This window comes from Rhodospira trueperi, from assembly GCF_900101965.1.
Classification (GTDB): Bacteria; Pseudomonadota; Alphaproteobacteria; order Rhodospirillales; family Rhodospirillaceae; genus Rhodospira; species Rhodospira trueperi.
The window spans coordinates 575,167-590,346 of record NZ_FNAP01000001.1; the positions used below are offsets into that span (position 1 = coordinate 575,167).

Below are 15,180 nucleotides of genomic sequence, written 5' to 3' on the forward strand. Positions count from 1 at the left end.
ACAGGGCGGGTTGGAGACTGTTGCACCCTAACACGCGAGTGTACCCGCCCATGTTCTCCGCCTTTGAACGCATGATGGCCCTGCGTTACCTGCGCGCCCGCCGCAAGGAGGGCTTCGTCTCGGTCATCGCCGGGTTCTCGCTGGCCGGCATCGCCCTGGGCGTGGCCACCCTTATCATTGTCATGGCGGTGATGAACGGCTTCCGCCAAGACCTGATGGGCCGCATCCTCGGCTTCAACGGCCACCTGTCGGTCTATGGCGCCACCGACACCCTGACCGATTATGACCCGCTGGCCGATCAGATCCGCGCCGTGGACGGGGTGGTCTCGGTGATTCCCACGATCGAGGGGCAGGTCATGGTCACCGCCGGCGGAGAAAGCCGGGGCGCCATGGTGCGCGGCGTGACGGCGGACCGCCTGACCGAGCGGCCCATGCTGGCCGGCAGCGTCATCGCCGGGTCGCTGTCGGACGTCAACGGCCGCGACGCCATCATGATCGGCGCGCGCATGAGCGAACGCCTCGGCGTGACCCTGGGCGACGACCTGACGCTGATTTCGCCCAAGGGCAAGGTGACCGCCTTCGGCTCGGTGCCGCGCATCAAGAGCTACCGCATCGCCGCCATCTACGAAGTCGGCATGTTCGAGTTCGATGTCGGCTTCATCTTCCTGCCGCTGGAGGCAGCCCAAATCTACTTCCAGATGCCCGACGCCGTCAGCTATCTCGACGTCACCGTGACGGACCCGGATTCGGTGCGCGAGGTCACGGAGACCCTGGCCATTACCCCCCTGAACCAGGGCATCCGCCTGCGCGACTGGCGGCACACCAACGCCACGTTCTTCAACGCGCTTCAGGTGGAACGCAACGTCATGTTCCTGATCCTGACGCTCATCATCCTGGTCGCCGCGTTCAACATCATCTCCGGGCTGATCATGCTGGTGAAGGACAAGGGCCGCGACATCGCCATTCTGCGCACCATGGGCGCGACCAAGGGCAGCATCATGCGGGTGTTCTTCCTGGCGGGGGCCAGCGTCGGCATCGTCGGCACCACGGCGGGGGTGCTGCTGGGGGTGCTGTTCTGCGACAACATCGAAAGCATCCGCCAGTTCCTGCAAGCCCTGACGGGAACGGAGCTGTTCTCGCCCGAGATCTATTTCCTCGCCACCATGCCGGCGGAGATGGACCCAACGGAGGTTGTGTCCGTCGCCCTGATGTCGCTGGGGCTCAGCCTGGCGGCGACGCTGTACCCGTCGTGGCGGGCGGCGCGGACCGATCCGGTGGAGGCGTTGCGCTATGAGTAACACCGCCCCCACGACGGCCCTCGCCCTCCAACACATCCGCCGGGCCTTCAAGCAGGCCGACGCCCCGCCCCTGACGGTCCTCGACGGCGCCGATCTGGAGATCGCGGCCGGCGAGATCGTCGCCCTGGTGGGGCCGTCCGGCTCCGGCAAGTCCACGCTGTTGCAGATCGCAGGCCTGCTGGAACGCCCGGACTCCGGCGAGGTCCTGCTGGCGGGCGAGCCGGCCTCCGGTCTGGGCGACAAGGGGCGCACGCTGATGCGGCGGCGGTTTCTGGGGTTCGTCTACCAGTATCACCACCTGCTGCCGGAGTTCTCCGCCGAGGAAAACGTGATCGTGCCGCAGATGGTGGCCGGCACCGGTCGACGCGCGGCACGCGACCGGGCGCGGGCGCTGCTGGACCGCATGGGACTGGCGAAGCGCGGCCATCACCGGCCAGGCCAGTTGTCGGGCGGCGAGCAACAGCGCGTGGCCATCGCCCGCGCGCTGGCCAACGGCCCCCGGGTGCTGCTGGCCGACGAGCCCACCGGCAACCTGGACCCCAACACCGCCGACGGCGTGTTCGCCGAATTCATGCGGCTGGTGCGCGAGGAGGGCCTCGCCGCCCTGATCGCCACCCACAACCCCGACCTCGCCCGCCGCATGGACCGGGTGGTGCGCCTCAGGGAGGGGAAGGTGGAAGCCCTGGAGAGGTGACGCCGGCCCCGGCTGCGCCGGATCTCAGGATATCTTGCGCCCGAACGTACGCTTGGCCGGGAGTCCCGGAGGACGAGGCCCAGCCTGTCGCGCCGCCGGCGAGGAAGGCCGGGACGGCGTTGGCCTGTCCGGTGGCGGATATCCGCTCGGTCGCGGTTCGGGGCTTATGGTGTCCTCCGCCGTGGTCAAAGCCTCGTCCAGGCCCTCACGCCACGTGACCTCGGCAGCCCGCCCGCCCCGTGCCGGCCCGGTGCCGCGCCGCATCGCCTCTTCGTCGTAAGACGCGTATCCGGTTTCCGGAAAAGGACCGAAACAGTTGGGTCCCTTTTGCGACGGCACGATCAACAAACGCATCGCGAATGTCATATTCGCAATGGGAACCAGCGCCAGAACAAGGAACACCGCCGAATCACCGATATCATGAAGCCGCTGAACCGTCACTGCCGCAACAGAAAAGTAGTGCGGGATCAAGAACAGTAACAAAATTAACCCACTGAAGCCCTGCCTAAGATCTTTGTCATCACCGACGAATTCATCCACCACTGGAAACACAAATTTGGGAGCCAGGAACAAGATCAGAAAGAAAACAATCGTTTGTAGCACCATCATCTTGAAGAAAGACGCGCGATTTCGCCGTCCGTCGAACGTGATCAGGCTGATCATCCCGCCCCCCATCGATTCCGGCCAGCGCAAACCCGGCAAGGGGTTGAAATGATAGGCGCAACACGGTCAGATGGAAAGGCGGATTTCGCCTCGAAATTGTATGCTTGCGCCGAGAGCCCGCCGATCTTGCCCCTGTCGTCGTCACCCTCACGCCCGCGACAACCGCACCAACCGCTCTGCGGCGAGGATATCGCGGCGCAGCACCTCGCGGGCCTTCAGGGCCTCGCGATCTTCGCCCCAGCGTTCCATCTGGTAGATCTCGTCCAGGCGCGACAGGGCGAAGCACGTCTCTCCGTCCAGTCGCCCGTGCCCCAAAGCCAGCCCCAGCACCAGCGAACCGGCGGCACCGGCCGCGCACTGCACCCCGGTGAACGCCCAGTCGTCCAGCGCCTCCAACGCCACGCGCAACGCCCGCGCCGTCGCCTCCGGCTGGCGCAGCGGCATGACGCCAACGGTCACGGCCATGGGCGCGGCCAGGGCCTGCTCCGCCCAATCCAGCCACGGTTGCCACGCCTCCGCCTGCCGCAGGGCCAGGTCCGGCGGATCATCGGCGCGGTAGCACAGCATGTCCGCATCCACGTAGGTCATGATCTCGTCCAGAAGCGCGGCGCGGCCCGCCGCCACGCGCTCCAGCGCCGTGTTGGCCAACTGGGTCAGGGGCATGGAATGAGGATCGACGTGATCGCCCTGGGCCGCCCACTCCTCGGCCACGGCCTCGGCCAGGGCGGCGGAGGGCAGGATCAAAACCCCCCGCGACGGTGAGCGCACCGGCCGGCCATCCAGAAAAACACCATGGCCTCCGTCCTCCAGCCGAGCAACAGTGGCGGCGTCATAGAAACGGCGGGGCGAGGAGCCGGGGGCGAGCGGATTGGAAACCTGGGGTCTGGACATGGCCTCTCATCGCGCAGGAAACGGCGGATGGGCCTTCCCATCCGCCGGTGCGGGTTGATCAGTCTCCGAACAGGCCGCCCAGACCTTCCCGGACGGCATCGCCCAGGGGATCGGAGTTGCCGTCCGACGCCGGCTGTTCGCCGGTCCCGTCGGCCCCCGATCCGCCCGAACCGCCACCGCCGCCCAGCAGGTCGCCGATCGCCTCGTTGATCGTGGACTCTGCGTCCTCGGCTAGGCCTCCGACGGCATCGGTGACGCCCCCACCCGATTCGCTCTCGGTCGAGTCGGCGCCGATCTGGCCCGGCTCCTTCTGACCCAGGGCGACCAGACACGGCTCCATCTCGCCGTCGTCGCCGGCGCCCAACAGATTGCCGGCCAGATTCTCGCCCAACAGGGACAGCCCGCCCGTGGCCACGGCCCCGGCGGCGCTGGCCGCCGTGCGCAGGCCCGTGGCGACCGCCTTTTCCGCGTCCAATTCGAGCGACGGGCTGGCAAACGGACCGACCACGGCGAAAAGTTCCACAAGCTTGCCGAAGCCTGTTTCCAGGCCGATGCCGGGACGCGGGCGCGGCGCGATCTTCAGGTTCAGGCGCTCCGCCCCCAGGTCAAAGGCGCCGCCGCCACCGACCACCATCTTGTCCGTCTCCATCGCAATCCCGTGATCGTTGGACAGCACGCCCCCCTGGGCGGTCATGGAGAACACAAGGCACTGGATCGGGGTCGTCGGCTCGCTGTCGCTGAACGGATTGATGACGTCTCCCAACTGCGTGAACACGTCACCGCCAGCCCAGTTGACCGCGCCGTTGTTCATGACGGCGTCCACCGTATGGACCAGAACCGATCCGTCCAACGATCCGGCGATTTGGTGCGGCGTGGCGCCCTGGCCGCGCAGCGACACGCGGAGTCGGGTCGGCCCGCCCTGAAGCGCGTCGGAGCCGGCGAAGGTCCGGTTCAGATCGCCGAGCGAGACATTGTCAGCGTTGAGATCCACCGCCACCGACGCCGCGCCGTTTCCAACTGGTGTCAGCGACACGGCGCCGCCGACCTGCCCGCCGGCAACGCCGGCCTGAAGCGGATCCACCGTCAGCGCCCCATCGTTCAGGGTCACGCCCAGGGTCACGCCGCTCATCTCGACGCCGTTGGGCAGAACCACCTGATCGGCGGTGATGGCAAGCGCTGTGTCAGCCGCTTTCAGCGCATCAAGAGGCAGCGGCGTATCCGGGATCATCGAACCGCCGGCGTTCCCCTGCGCCGGCGCGGACGAGCCGCCCGACCCGCCGGACCCGCCACCACCGCCAGAGGCACCGGCCGTGCCACCGCCAGACAGCTCATCCAGATCCAGGAGCGGCGCATGCAACTGACCCGAGATCGCGGGGCGCGGCCCGCTCAACACCGCCTCGATGGCGCCGGACACCTGGCTGCGACCCAGGGACACCTCGATCCCCTCGGCCTGATAGCCGCCGCTGATGTCGCGGACCGACGCCCTGGCCGACAACGGGACCGGCAGGTCGACACCGAACCGAGACAGCGCTGACGGATCCGGCGCGTTAACCGCAACGTCCAGAGTCAGGCCTGACTGGGCCAGCACGTTGGCAATGGCGCCCTTGGCCGTGGCCCGGAACCCGCCGTCCTCGCCGACGCCGGCGTCCAAGCCAGAGATCGCCATGGCCTCGGGCGAGCCGCTGATCGTGGCGGCCACGGAGAATGGTCCCAAAGCCGGGATCGCGACCGTCTGCCCGGCCTGTTCGGCGATGCGGGCCAGATCACCGACCTCGGCGCCCTGCGCCGTCACGGCAAGATTGATGCCCTCCACGACCGGCGTCAGGCTGGCGACCGACCCTTGCGCCGTCGTCTTCAAAAGGGGCAGTGACCCGAGCGAAGCGTCCAGACCGTCCAGCGCCAAGGCGTCGGCATCGCCGTGAATCCGCACGGCCACGTCATAGGCGCCCAGGGCCGGCACCGCCATGTCCTGCCCGAGCGCCTTGGCCAGATCCGCCAGAGTGCCGATCTGCTCGCCCTTGGCGGTCACGGTCAAGTCGATACCCTTGGCCGCCGCCGGCTCCGCGATCTCACCGGCCACGGTCACCGTGGCCCCGCCCGCCGTCGCCGTCACGTCCAACGGCCAGGGCGATCCGCCCGGCGCGGTCAGAGCAGACAGCGGGCCAAGCGTGCCGGCCAGAGCGAAGCCAGCGTCGTTGTACGCGCCGGCGATATCCACCTCAAGCGGCTGATCCAGGCCCGAGCCCATCACCGCCGCGCGCTCCAGGGCGACGCGAATCGTCTGCCCCGTCACACCGTCGCGGTAGGTCAGCGCGCCGTTTTCCAACCGCACTTCCTGAACGTCGAATTGCGCGGCCGAGCCACCGTCCTCGCCCTCGCCGTCCCCGCCTCCGGTCGGTTCAGGCGCCGGTTCCGCCGCCGCGCTGGCGTCGCCCAACTGCCAGTTGCCCATGCCCTCGGCATTGGTCTCCAGCGACACGATGGGATCCACCAGCACCAGCCGGACCACGTTGATCCGCCCCGACAACAGCGGAATCAGCTCGACCTGCGCTTCCAGGCGGCCGACCGACACCATATCCGGATCGGACGCCCAGTCGGCGTTGCCGATGGTCACATCCTCGACGACCAGAGCCGGGGTCAGCCCGATGGACAGATCCATCTCGCCGTCCAGCGCCACGTCGCGCCCGGTATTCTCCGCAATCAACGCGGCGATCCGGGGCCGGTATTGGTTGACGTCCAGCGTCATCAGAAAGACGCCGAGACCGGCCACCACGAGGAGCACAAGGCCCACGATCACGGACAGGATGGTGGAGAGTTTCATGGCATGGACCCTCATCTGCCGACCCCGGAACAGGGTCCTGGAGCCGAATGGACGGCATCGGCAACCGATACCGCTCCTGACACCAAAAGACGAAAATGTGGCCTTCCGTGGGCGGGCGCGTGGCCGGGATGACGCGGCTCAGGCCCGCTCCGCCAGACGCGGCGGGGACCCGGCCGACCAGGACAGGCAGCCCGGAAGCGCCGCGAAATCCGGCAGCACGAGACGGGCGCCGGCTGCCATCAATGCCGTCGGCGGATGGTACCCCCACGCCACGCCCAGCGGATCGGCCCCGGCGGCCCGCGCCATCTCAATGTCGAACGTGGTGTCCCCGACCATCGCCGTGCTGTCCGGTTCGACGCCGGCCTCGGCCATGGCCTCCCGCATCATCGCTGGATGCGGCTTGCCGGGGCCATCATCGGCCGTCCGCACGGTGACGAAACGCCCCTCGAGACCGTGGCGCTCGATGACGGACGCCACGCCCCGGCGCGACTTGCCGGTGGCCAGTCCGAGAACGCACCCCACCGCCTCCAGCGCGTCCAACACCGCGTGCACACCAGGGAACAGGGGTTCATGGTGGTCCGGACGCAAACGCAGGGTGGCGAACGCCTCCTTATAGGAGGCCTCGACCCGGCGCCGGTCCAACTCCGACGCCCCGGGCGTCACCCGCGCCACCGCCTCGCCCAGCGACAGGCCGATGACCGAGCGGGTGGCCTCGTCCGAAGGCGCGGCCAGACCGACCGCCGCACATGCCATGCGCATGGCCTCAACGATGTTATGCTGGCTGTCCACCAGGGTGCCGTCCACGTCGAACACGACCAGACGGAGAGTCCCTGACCCGGCTGTGGCGGGCATCATTCGGCCTCCTGTTCACGGGCATAGCCCGTCGCGGTCGCCCGCACGACGGTCATGACCAGAGGCATGACCCGTTCCGTGTACCGGCCCATCTTGCGGGCCACCGATTGCCCGACGGGAGAGCCGAAGAAGTCCGCCATGGCCCGCAACTCGTCCGCCGAGAAGGTCTCCGTCAGCGCCGTCAGAACCGAGTCGCGCAGACCGTCGCGATCAATCCTCAGAACGGCATAGTCTATGAAGGGCTGGCGGTGTTCGGGCGGCAGCATGCGCGCCACGCGAACGACGCTGGTCTCCAGGACATCGTCAGTCGGCACCGCGCGCTCGTAGCGAACGGCCTGTGCCCACCGGTTGGCGGCCGTATCCTCCAGGGCCAGCGCGCACGGCGCCCATACCATCGCGAGGACCGCAAGACAGATCATCACCACACGGGTCACGGACCATCCTCCAGCGGTGGCGCGTCCTTGGGATTAAACCCGAAGGCCCGGAACGTCTCGGCCATGTGCGGCGGCAACGGCGCCTCGACCACCAGGGACCCACCGGCCGGGTGCGGCAGGGCCAGCAGGCGGGCGTGCAGGTGCATCCGCCTGGGCACCTCGACCCCACTGATGAAAGCCCCCTGCCCCCCGTACTTGCCGTCGCCCAGGATGGGCGTGCCCAGCACCATGGCATGGGCGCGAAGCTGGTGGGTGCGGCCCGTCCGGGGTTCCATCCACACCCAGCTCACGGGTCCGGCGTCGTCCAAAACCCTGTAGTCCGTGACCGCCGGCTTACCGTCCGCCTCGCTCCAAACCATGCGCTCGCCCCGGGTTCCGGCCTCCTTATCCAGCGGCGCCCGGATGGTACCGGCGCGCGGCTTCGGCACGCCCACCATCAGCGCCCAATAGACCTTGCGCGTGGCGCGATCGCGGAACGCTTTGGTCAGGGCGCGCGCGGCGGCGGCGGAGCGGGCCAGCAGCAGTACGCCCGAGGTGTCCTTGTCGAGCCGATGGACCAACCGGGGCCGCTCTTCGCCAGGGTGTTGCTTCAGCCCATCCAGCATGGCGTCAAGATGCCGGGACAGGCCGCTCCCGCCCTGGGTGGCCAGCCCCGCCGGCTTGTTCAATACGATCAGCCAATCATCCTGATGCAGAATGGCGGCGCGCAGGTCCTTCAGGTCAGCGTCGCTAAACCGGGGGGCCGACACGGGGCGCGACGACGCCCCGCCCTCCTTCACCGGAGCCGACGAGTCCAGCGGCGGCACGCGCACCATCTGACCGACGGTGAGCCGGGTGCTCGCCTTGACCCGGCCGCCATCCACGCGCACTTGCCCGGTGCGCAGCAGTTTTTCCAGCCGACCGTGCGACAGATCGGGAAAGCGCCGCCGGAACCACCGGTCGAGCCGCTGATCGGCATCCTCCGGCCCGACCGGTATGGTCTGCACTCCACTCACGGCTTGTCCTTCCGGTCTACTGAATTGATATTGAAGCAAATCGTCGTCGCGATCCGCCCCGGATCGCTCGGGATTTGCTCTAAATCAACGCGCGGCCGAGCCACATCCCCGCGAACAACGCCATGATGCCCGCCAGGACCGATCCGACCACATAGAGCGCCATGGTCGACAGGGCGCCGCGCTCGTAGAGGGTCACAACGTCGAGGGAGAACGTCGAAAACGTGGTGAACGCACCCAGGCAGCCCGTCACCAGGAACACCCGCGCCTCCGCCGGGGCCGACCAACGCCGCGCCATGACATCGATCAGCAGTCCCATCAGCAGGGAGCCCAGGACGTTGACGACAAAGGTTCCCCACGGGAACCCATGCCCCAACAGGCGCGGCACCGCGGAGGTCACCACGTACCGGGCGATGGCCCCGACCGCGCCGCCGGCCGCCACCGCAACCATCAGAGACGGTGACACGGGCATCGCTCCAGCCGGCGCGAACAGACGAGGGATGCCCGCCAACGAACACGATGCGCGGTCACGCCTCCGACTCGCCCACGTAAATGCCCAGACCGCGCGCCACCTTGATCAGGGTGCCGTTCGGGTCAAGTGATCGAGGGCCGATGCAGACCTCCTCCAGCGGCACGTCGGTGACGCCGCGCTCCTGCCAAGCCGTCATGCGGTTCAGCTTGCCCTCGGCCACCATATCCACCGCATGCACACCGAACGCCGACGCCAGCAGGCGGTCGCGGGTCGAGGGTGTTCCGCCGCGCTGGACATGGCCCAAGCTGGTGACCCGCGTTTCCAGGTCGGTCATGTTGGAGATATGTTCGGACAGGTACTGACCGATGCCGCCATAGCGCATCTGCCCATGGGACTGGGCCTTGGTCGCCAATTCGCCATCCTCGGTCTTGCAGCCCTCGGCCACCACCATCAGGACGTGGTTGCGGCCCTCGCGGATGACCTCATCGATCTTGCGGGCGATGCTGTCGAGCCGGTAGGGGACTTCCGGGATCAGGGCCACGTCGGCGCCGCCGGAAATGGCCGAGTTGATGGCGATGTGGCCGGCGTCGCGGCCCATCACCTCGAGGATCATCACCCGATGATGACTGGCGGCCGTGGGATGCAGACGGTCCAGCGCCTCGGTCACCACGTTGACGGCGGTGGTGAAGCCGACGGCGAAATCGGTGCCGTGAACGTCGTTATCGATGGTCTTCGGCACGCCCACCATGCCGATGCCCCCGACCGCGCACAACTGGGAGAGGATTTTCATCGAGCCGTCGCCGCCGATGACGATCAACGCGTCGAGGGCCAGCTTGTTGAACCCGTCCACGAAGTCCAGCGAGCGGTCCTTGGTGGAGCCGTCCGGCATGGGGTAGTTGAACGGATCCCCGCGGTTGACCGTGCCCAGGAAGGTCCCGCCCTCGCGCAGCATGGTGCCGGAGAACATGTCCAGATCAAGTTCCCGATACCGCAACGGCCGTTCCATCAATCCGGTCGAGCCGTCAATGATCCCAAAGACCTTCCAGCCGTAGGTCCGCACGGCCCTGTAGGTCACCGCGCGAATCACGGCATTCAGGCCGGCGCAGTCACCGCCGCTGGTCAAGACTCCAAGACGTCGAACCTTCCCCATGTCCATCCTCCGCTGTGGAACCGGTGTGCCTGCGCGTGACCTCTGCGCGGCGCGGCCCTCAGGGTGCGCCAACAAACGTGTCGCGGTCACGGGTTTTCTGATAGTCTGCGCCAGCTTGGGCGAACAGGATGCGGCGGATGCCGAACCAACGCCCCCTGATCTCGGCAGGACATGCCTCGTCTCGGGCCCGGACGCAAGACGTGTCTGGCCTGTTATTTTGTGAAAGTCCGATTTCGACCACCCATGATCGACGATGAAGAAACCAACGCCCTGCGCCACCGGTTGCAGGAGCTGATGATCGAACACCGCGACCTTGACGAGGTCATCTCCCGCCTGATGGAGACCGCGCCCTATGACATGGTGCAGCTTCAGCGGCTGAAGAAGCGCAAGCTCGGGCTCAAGGACCAGATCGCCCGACTGCAGGCGCAACTGACCCCCGACATCATCGCCTGAGCCCGGTTCGCCGGTTCGCCGGCTATGCGTTGGTTTCCGTCTGCCAGGACACCAGCCGGCGCATGGCCGCGTCCACGATCCGGTACAGCGCCACGGAAAACACCGCCAGCAGGGCCAGCGCGGCGAACATGACGTCGATTTGCATGCGCGCGTTGGCGTGCAGCATGAGATAGCCGAGTCCGGCGCTGGATCCGACCCACTCGCCGACCACCGCGCCGATGGGCGCCACGGCGGCGGCCACGCGCAGCCCGCTGGCCAGGGCCGGCAGCGCCGCTGGCAGGCGGAGGTGCCACAGGGTGGCCCAGCGCCCGGCGTTCATCATGCGCGCCTGATCCAGCCACCCGGGCTCGGTGCGGCGCAGCCCATCCAGGAACGCACTGGCCACGGGGAAATAGATGATGAGCGTGGCCATGGCCACCTTGGACCCTAGGCCGTACCCCAGCCACAGCACCAACAACGGCGCCAATGCGAACACGGGCACCGCCTGACTGACGACCAGAAGCGGCATCAGCCAGCGCCGCGCCGTCGCCCACGAGACCAACACCACGGCCGAGATCGTGCCCAGCAGAGTCCCCAGCATCAGACCGAGCAGAATCTCGCCCCAGGTGACCAGGGCGTGGCCCCACAGGCTGTCGAAGCGCGCGACGCCCGTTTGGAGCGTCTCCCACGGAGAGGGCAACAGGTAGCTCCGCCGGCCGTTCAGCAGGTAGGCACCGTGCCACAGCGCCAGCAAACCGGAGATGGTCACGACGGGACGCACGATCCTCATCATGCCACGGCCCCCCCGTGACCGGCCCCTGTGAGGCGGTGCAGCAACTCGCCCTGCAAGGCCAGGACGTCCCGATCGGTCGGATCACGGGGGGGCGCGCCCGGGGGGACCAAGGCCTCGTCGAGGGTGGCCGGACGACCATGCAGCACATGCACCGCATGGCCCATCCTCAGCGCCTCCAACGGGTCGTGCGTCACCAGCAACACCGTCCGCCCCGCCAGCAACCGAGCGGTCAGGTCCTGGAGACGCAACCGCGTCAGAAAATCCAGCGCCGAGAACGGCTCGTCCATCAGCACGACCGGGCGGTCTTCCATCAACGCCCGGGCCAGCGAAACCCTTTGGCGCATACCGCCCGACAAAGCACCCGGTCGGTCAACCAGACGATCACCCAGACCGACCTCGGCCAACAGCGCGCGTGCCCGATCTCGCGCCGGCCCCAACGGCTCCCCGCGCAACCGAGCACCGAGCACCGCGTTGTCGAGCACGCTGGCCCAGGGAAGAAGAGAATCGCGCTGGGCCATGTAAGCCACCCGGCCGGTCAGCGGTCCGCCATCGTCGCAGCGGATCGTGGCACGGGCGTGTGCGCCGTCCTCCAGTCCCGCCAGCAGCCGCAACACGGTGGATTTGCCCACTCCGCTCGGCCCCAGCAGAACGGTCATCCGTCCCGCCGTGAGGGTCAGCGACAGGTCGTCGAACAGCCGCGTGTCGTCATACGAAAGGTGGGCGCCCGACAGGCGCACCCCCAGGCCGGCACCCGCCTGCGCCGTGGGATCAGAAAAATGATCTGTCGTGGACTGCCCATCAGGCGTCATGGTCGCTCACCCTTCCCTCCGCCGGTCTCAACCGGATCAGGTTCAAGGGGTCGCTTCCCGTCCCGCATGGGTTTGGAAGCCTCTCAGCCGGACACGCCGGCTCCCCCAGGTGTTGGTTTCGTGACAATGCCAAGCACGCGCAGGCCGGTCAAGGACCGGTGCTGACACCTAAGCCTTACGCACCGCCAGCACGGCGTTCAGGCCGCCGAAAGCAAAGCTGTTGGACAACGCGGTGACGATGGGCACGCGGCGGCCCTCATTCACCACCACGTCCAGCGGACACTCGGGATCAATCTCGGTCACGTTCAGGGTCGCCGGGATGAACCCCTCCTGAAGTGCCACGATGCAGGCCACCAGTTCCAAACCGCCGGCCGCGCCCAGCGCGTGGCCGTGCGCCGACTTGGTCGAGGAGACCGGCAGACGATCAGCATGATCCCCGAACACGGCCCGGATCACCTTCGCCTCGGTGGCATCATTGGCGGTCGTCGCGGTGCCGTGGGCGTTGATGTGGTCCACATCCCCGGGCCTCAAGCCGGCGTCGTCCAAACAAGCCTGGACGGATCGCGCCGCGCCCTCGACGGAGGGGAAGGTGATGTCACCGGCGTCCGCGCTCATGCCGAAGCCGATCATCTCGGCCAGGATCGTCGCGCCCCGCGCCTGGGCATCCTCCCAGCGCTCCATCACGAACACGCCGGCGCCCTCGCCGACCACCATGCCGGTGCGGTCCTTGCTGAACGGACGGCAGGTGTCGCGGGAGACCACACGCAACGCTTCCCAGGCCTTCAGGTTGCCGAAATTAACCAGGGCCTCGGTGCCGCCCACCACGGCGCGGTCGGCCATGCCACTCCGCACCATTTGGAAACCCAGGCCAATGGCGTGGTTGGCGCTGGCGCAGGCGCTCGTGACGGCGAACGACGGCCCGGTGATGCCGTGGGCCATGGTGATATGGCTGCACGCGGCATTGCCCATGGCCCGCGGCACGGTGAACGGGTTGACCCGTGTCTTGCCTTCCTTGAACAGGCGGGTGAAGCCGTCCTGAAGGGTGGCGATGCCGGCCCCGCCGGTGCCGATGATGCAGGCCGAGCGATGGCCGACCTCGGGATCGGCGCGGAAATCGAGCCCCGCCATGGCAATGGCCTCGTCGGCGGCAGCCAGACCGAATTGCGCAAACGGATCCAGCAAGGGCAGCCGATCCTTGCCCAGCCGCCCCTCGGCATCGAACCCGCGCACCTGACCGACGACGGAAATGCCCTTGGGCACCTCGTCCATGCCCTCGGGCGGCAGCAGGCCGTTGCGGCCGTCAAGTAAGGCCCGACGGAAGGTTTCGACGTCGTTTCCGATGGCGGAGACGACGCCCATGCCGGTGATGGCGACACGGATCATGCGTGGAGCATCCTGGTCACGAAGAACTGCGAGCGAGAGGCACGGCGATCAGGACTGTTTGGCGACCTCGGCCGCGACAGCATCAATGACATCGCCCAACGTACCGAAATCGCTGTCCAACGTATTGGCGTTATAGGGAATCTCGATATCAAACTCTTCCTCGACCGCGAAAACGATTTCAACGAAATCGAGGGATGAGATCTCCAGGTCCTTGATGCTCGCGTTGCGCGTCAAACGCTCGCGCGGCACCTCGGTCTTGTCGACGACGATATCGAAAATCTTTTGTTCCAGATCGCTCATTGTTCCCGACCGTCCCTTTGGTCTTGTGTACGCCCCATCGACACACCGGCGGCGCCCACCGCAGCCTTGAGAGCCTTGACGTCCTTGAAGAGGCTCTTGAGCCGTCCGACGAGCATATGAGTTTCGAACGCCCGCTCGCGCTCGACCGCCGGATACCCGTAATAGACTGCCCGCCCCTTCAGACTGTTGCCCACACCGCTGCCGGCAGCAACCACGGCATCATCGCCGATCGTGACGTGATCCGCCACTCCGACGCCGCCCGCCAGCACGACGCGATTCCCGATCTCGGCGCTCCCGGCGATACCCACGCGGCCACACAGCATGCAGTGGGAGCCCACCTTGACGTTATGGCCGATCAGAACGAGGTCGTCGATCTTTGTGTGATCGCCGATGCGGGTGTCGCTCAGCGTGCCCCGATCCAGGCAGGCATTGGCGCCGATTTCGACATCGTCGCCCACGGTGACGGCGGCCAGCGAATGAATGCGCACGAGTCCGGTATTGGTGGCCTCGACGCGCCCGGTTTCCTTGGCGCTTTCGACGCTGCCCTTCTCCGGCGTGACGAAGCTGAACCCGTCCGCCGCCAGACTGGCATTATGATGGATGATCACGCGGGCGCCGATGGTGCACCCCGAACCGATGCGCGCTCCGGAATGGATCAGGCCGTTCGGCCCGATGCGCGCGCCGGCTCCAACGCTGACATGCGAGCACAGCACGGTGCGGTCGCCGATCTCCGCCCCAGCCGCGACATAAACGAACGGCCCGATGGCGACATCGACCCCCAGAACAGCGCCGTCCTCGACCACCGCGCTGGGATGGACCCCGAGCGCCACCGGCGGCGCCGGCGCGAAGGCCGCCGTCAAGCCGGCCATGGCCATCGGCGGTCGCCCCACGGCGATGACGGCGTCAACGGCGCCCTCGGGCACGTCCCCGACACGATCCGCCCTGACCATCGCGACGCGCGCCGGACAGTCCTTCAGCAGGGGCAGAAGGGCGTGGTCCATGGCCACGGCGACATCCTCCGCCGACCGGGCCTCGGCCGGATGGCAGGGACGGCGGACGGCCAGCGCCCCGTCCCCATGGAGTTCAGCGCGCAACAGTGCGGCCAATTCGGCTGCGGTCATCATATAAGATACGATCCGGTTCAGGCGGGGCGCGTGGTCAAGTTTGGGTGACCATAGGGCCTAGTTCCCGACAAG

16 protein-coding genes and 1 riboswitch are annotated in these 15,180 nt (G+C 67.6%); of the genes, 3 read left to right on the forward strand and 13 right to left on the reverse strand.

Annotated elements, in window-relative coordinates; genetic code table 11:
* The first annotated feature begins 50 nt into the window (after nucleotides 1–50).
* Nucleotides 51–1,298 carry a lipoprotein-releasing ABC transporter permease subunit gene (locus tag BLS85_RS02650; RefSeq protein WP_092781625.1) on the forward strand — a complete coding sequence of 416 codons (1,248 nt, stop codon included), beginning with the start codon at nucleotides 51–53 and terminating at the stop codon, nucleotides 1,296–1,298.
* On the forward strand, nucleotides 1,291–1,992 hold the full coding sequence (locus BLS85_RS02655) for an ABC transporter ATP-binding protein (RefSeq protein WP_092781628.1): 702 nt from the start codon (nucleotides 1,291–1,293) through the stop codon (nucleotides 1,990–1,992). Before BLS85_RS02650 ends, BLS85_RS02655 begins: the two co-directional genes overlap by 8 nt.
* A 24-nt stretch (nucleotides 1,993–2,016) precedes the next feature.
* Here BLS85_RS02655 and BLS85_RS02660 read toward each other — a convergent pair whose 3' ends face one another.
* From BLS85_RS02660 to BLS85_RS02695, 8 genes are all read right to left on the reverse strand, one after another.
* Nucleotides 2,017–2,655 (reverse strand): DUF805 domain-containing protein, encoded by a 639-nt coding sequence (locus BLS85_RS02660; RefSeq protein WP_176793287.1) that lies wholly within the window; start codon nucleotides 2,653–2,655, stop codon nucleotides 2,017–2,019.
* A 147-nt stretch (nucleotides 2,656–2,802) separates the two neighbouring features.
* Nucleotides 2,803–3,546, reverse strand: coding sequence for an ATP12 family chaperone protein (locus BLS85_RS02665; protein WP_092781634.1), 744 nt, complete (start codon nucleotides 3,544–3,546; stop codon nucleotides 2,803–2,805).
* Between the two features lie 58 nt (nucleotides 3,547–3,604).
* A complete protein-coding gene (locus tag BLS85_RS02670; protein ID WP_176793289.1) occupies nucleotides 3,605–6,367 on the reverse strand; it encodes an AsmA family protein in 2,763 nt (920 codons plus the stop codon).
* 138 nt (nucleotides 6,368–6,505) lie between these two features.
* Nucleotides 6,506–7,222, reverse strand: coding sequence for an HAD-IA family hydrolase (locus BLS85_RS02675; protein ID WP_245699045.1), 717 nt, complete (start codon nucleotides 7,220–7,222; stop codon nucleotides 6,506–6,508).
* On the reverse strand, nucleotides 7,219–7,653 hold the full coding sequence (locus BLS85_RS02680; protein WP_092781643.1) for a DUF2059 domain-containing protein: 435 nt from the start codon (nucleotides 7,651–7,653) through the stop codon (nucleotides 7,219–7,221). Before BLS85_RS02680 ends, BLS85_RS02675 begins: the two co-directional genes overlap by 4 nt.
* The gene (locus tag BLS85_RS02685) at nucleotides 7,650–8,648 is read right to left on the reverse strand and encodes an RluA family pseudouridine synthase (protein WP_092781645.1); all 999 of its coding nucleotides are present in this window, start codon (nucleotides 8,646–8,648) and stop codon (nucleotides 7,650–7,652) included. The genes BLS85_RS02680 and BLS85_RS02685 overlap by 4 nt, the downstream gene beginning before the upstream one ends.
* Nucleotides 8,649–8,727: 79 nt before the next feature.
* A complete protein-coding gene (crcB, locus tag BLS85_RS02690) occupies nucleotides 8,728–9,117 on the reverse strand; it encodes a fluoride efflux transporter CrcB (RefSeq protein ID WP_092781648.1) in 390 nt (129 codons plus the stop codon).
* A 55-nt stretch (nucleotides 9,118–9,172) separates the two neighbouring features.
* On the reverse strand, nucleotides 9,173–10,267 hold the full coding sequence (locus BLS85_RS02695) for an ATP-dependent 6-phosphofructokinase (protein ID WP_092782154.1): 1,095 nt from the start codon (nucleotides 10,265–10,267) through the stop codon (nucleotides 9,173–9,175).
* 243 nt (nucleotides 10,268–10,510) lie between these two features.
* On the opposite strand from BLS85_RS02695, the gene BLS85_RS02700 reads away from it, so the two are divergent.
* Nucleotides 10,511–10,720 carry a YdcH family protein gene (locus BLS85_RS02700; RefSeq protein WP_092781651.1) on the forward strand — a complete coding sequence of 70 codons (210 nt, stop codon included), beginning with the start codon at nucleotides 10,511–10,513 and terminating at the stop codon, nucleotides 10,718–10,720.
* Between the two features lie 22 nt (nucleotides 10,721–10,742).
* Here BLS85_RS02700 and BLS85_RS02705 read toward each other — a convergent pair whose 3' ends face one another.
* The 5 genes from BLS85_RS02705 to lpxD all read right to left on the reverse strand — a co-directional run bounded on the left by BLS85_RS02705 (nucleotide 10,743) and on the right by lpxD (nucleotide 15,108).
* Nucleotides 10,743–11,492 carry an ABC transporter permease gene (locus BLS85_RS02705; protein WP_092781654.1) on the reverse strand — a complete coding sequence of 250 codons (750 nt, stop codon included), beginning with the start codon at nucleotides 11,490–11,492 and terminating at the stop codon, nucleotides 10,743–10,745.
* Complete coding sequence (locus BLS85_RS02710) at nucleotides 11,489–12,301, reverse strand: ABC transporter ATP-binding protein (RefSeq protein ID WP_092781656.1); 813 nt, start codon at nucleotides 12,299–12,301, stop codon at nucleotides 11,489–11,491. The genes BLS85_RS02705 and BLS85_RS02710 overlap by 4 nt, the downstream gene beginning before the upstream one ends.
* A riboswitch (TPP riboswitch) is annotated at nucleotides 12,297–12,418 on the reverse strand. (Overlaps the previous gene by 5 nt.)
* A 51-nt stretch (nucleotides 12,419–12,469) precedes the next feature.
* The gene (locus tag BLS85_RS02715) at nucleotides 12,470–13,684 is read right to left on the reverse strand and encodes a beta-ketoacyl-[acyl-carrier-protein] synthase family protein (RefSeq protein ID WP_092781659.1); all 1,215 of its coding nucleotides are present in this window, start codon (nucleotides 13,682–13,684) and stop codon (nucleotides 12,470–12,472) included.
* Nucleotides 13,685–13,732: 48 nt separating this feature from the next.
* Nucleotides 13,733–13,984 carry an acyl carrier protein gene (locus BLS85_RS02720; protein WP_092781662.1) on the reverse strand — a complete coding sequence of 84 codons (252 nt, stop codon included), beginning with the start codon at nucleotides 13,982–13,984 and terminating at the stop codon, nucleotides 13,733–13,735.
* A complete protein-coding gene (gene lpxD, locus BLS85_RS02725) occupies nucleotides 13,981–15,108 on the reverse strand; it encodes a UDP-3-O-(3-hydroxymyristoyl)glucosamine N-acyltransferase (protein ID WP_092781664.1) in 1,128 nt (375 codons plus the stop codon). Before lpxD ends, BLS85_RS02720 begins: the two co-directional genes overlap by 4 nt.
* Nucleotides 15,109–15,180 lie beyond the last annotated feature (72 nt).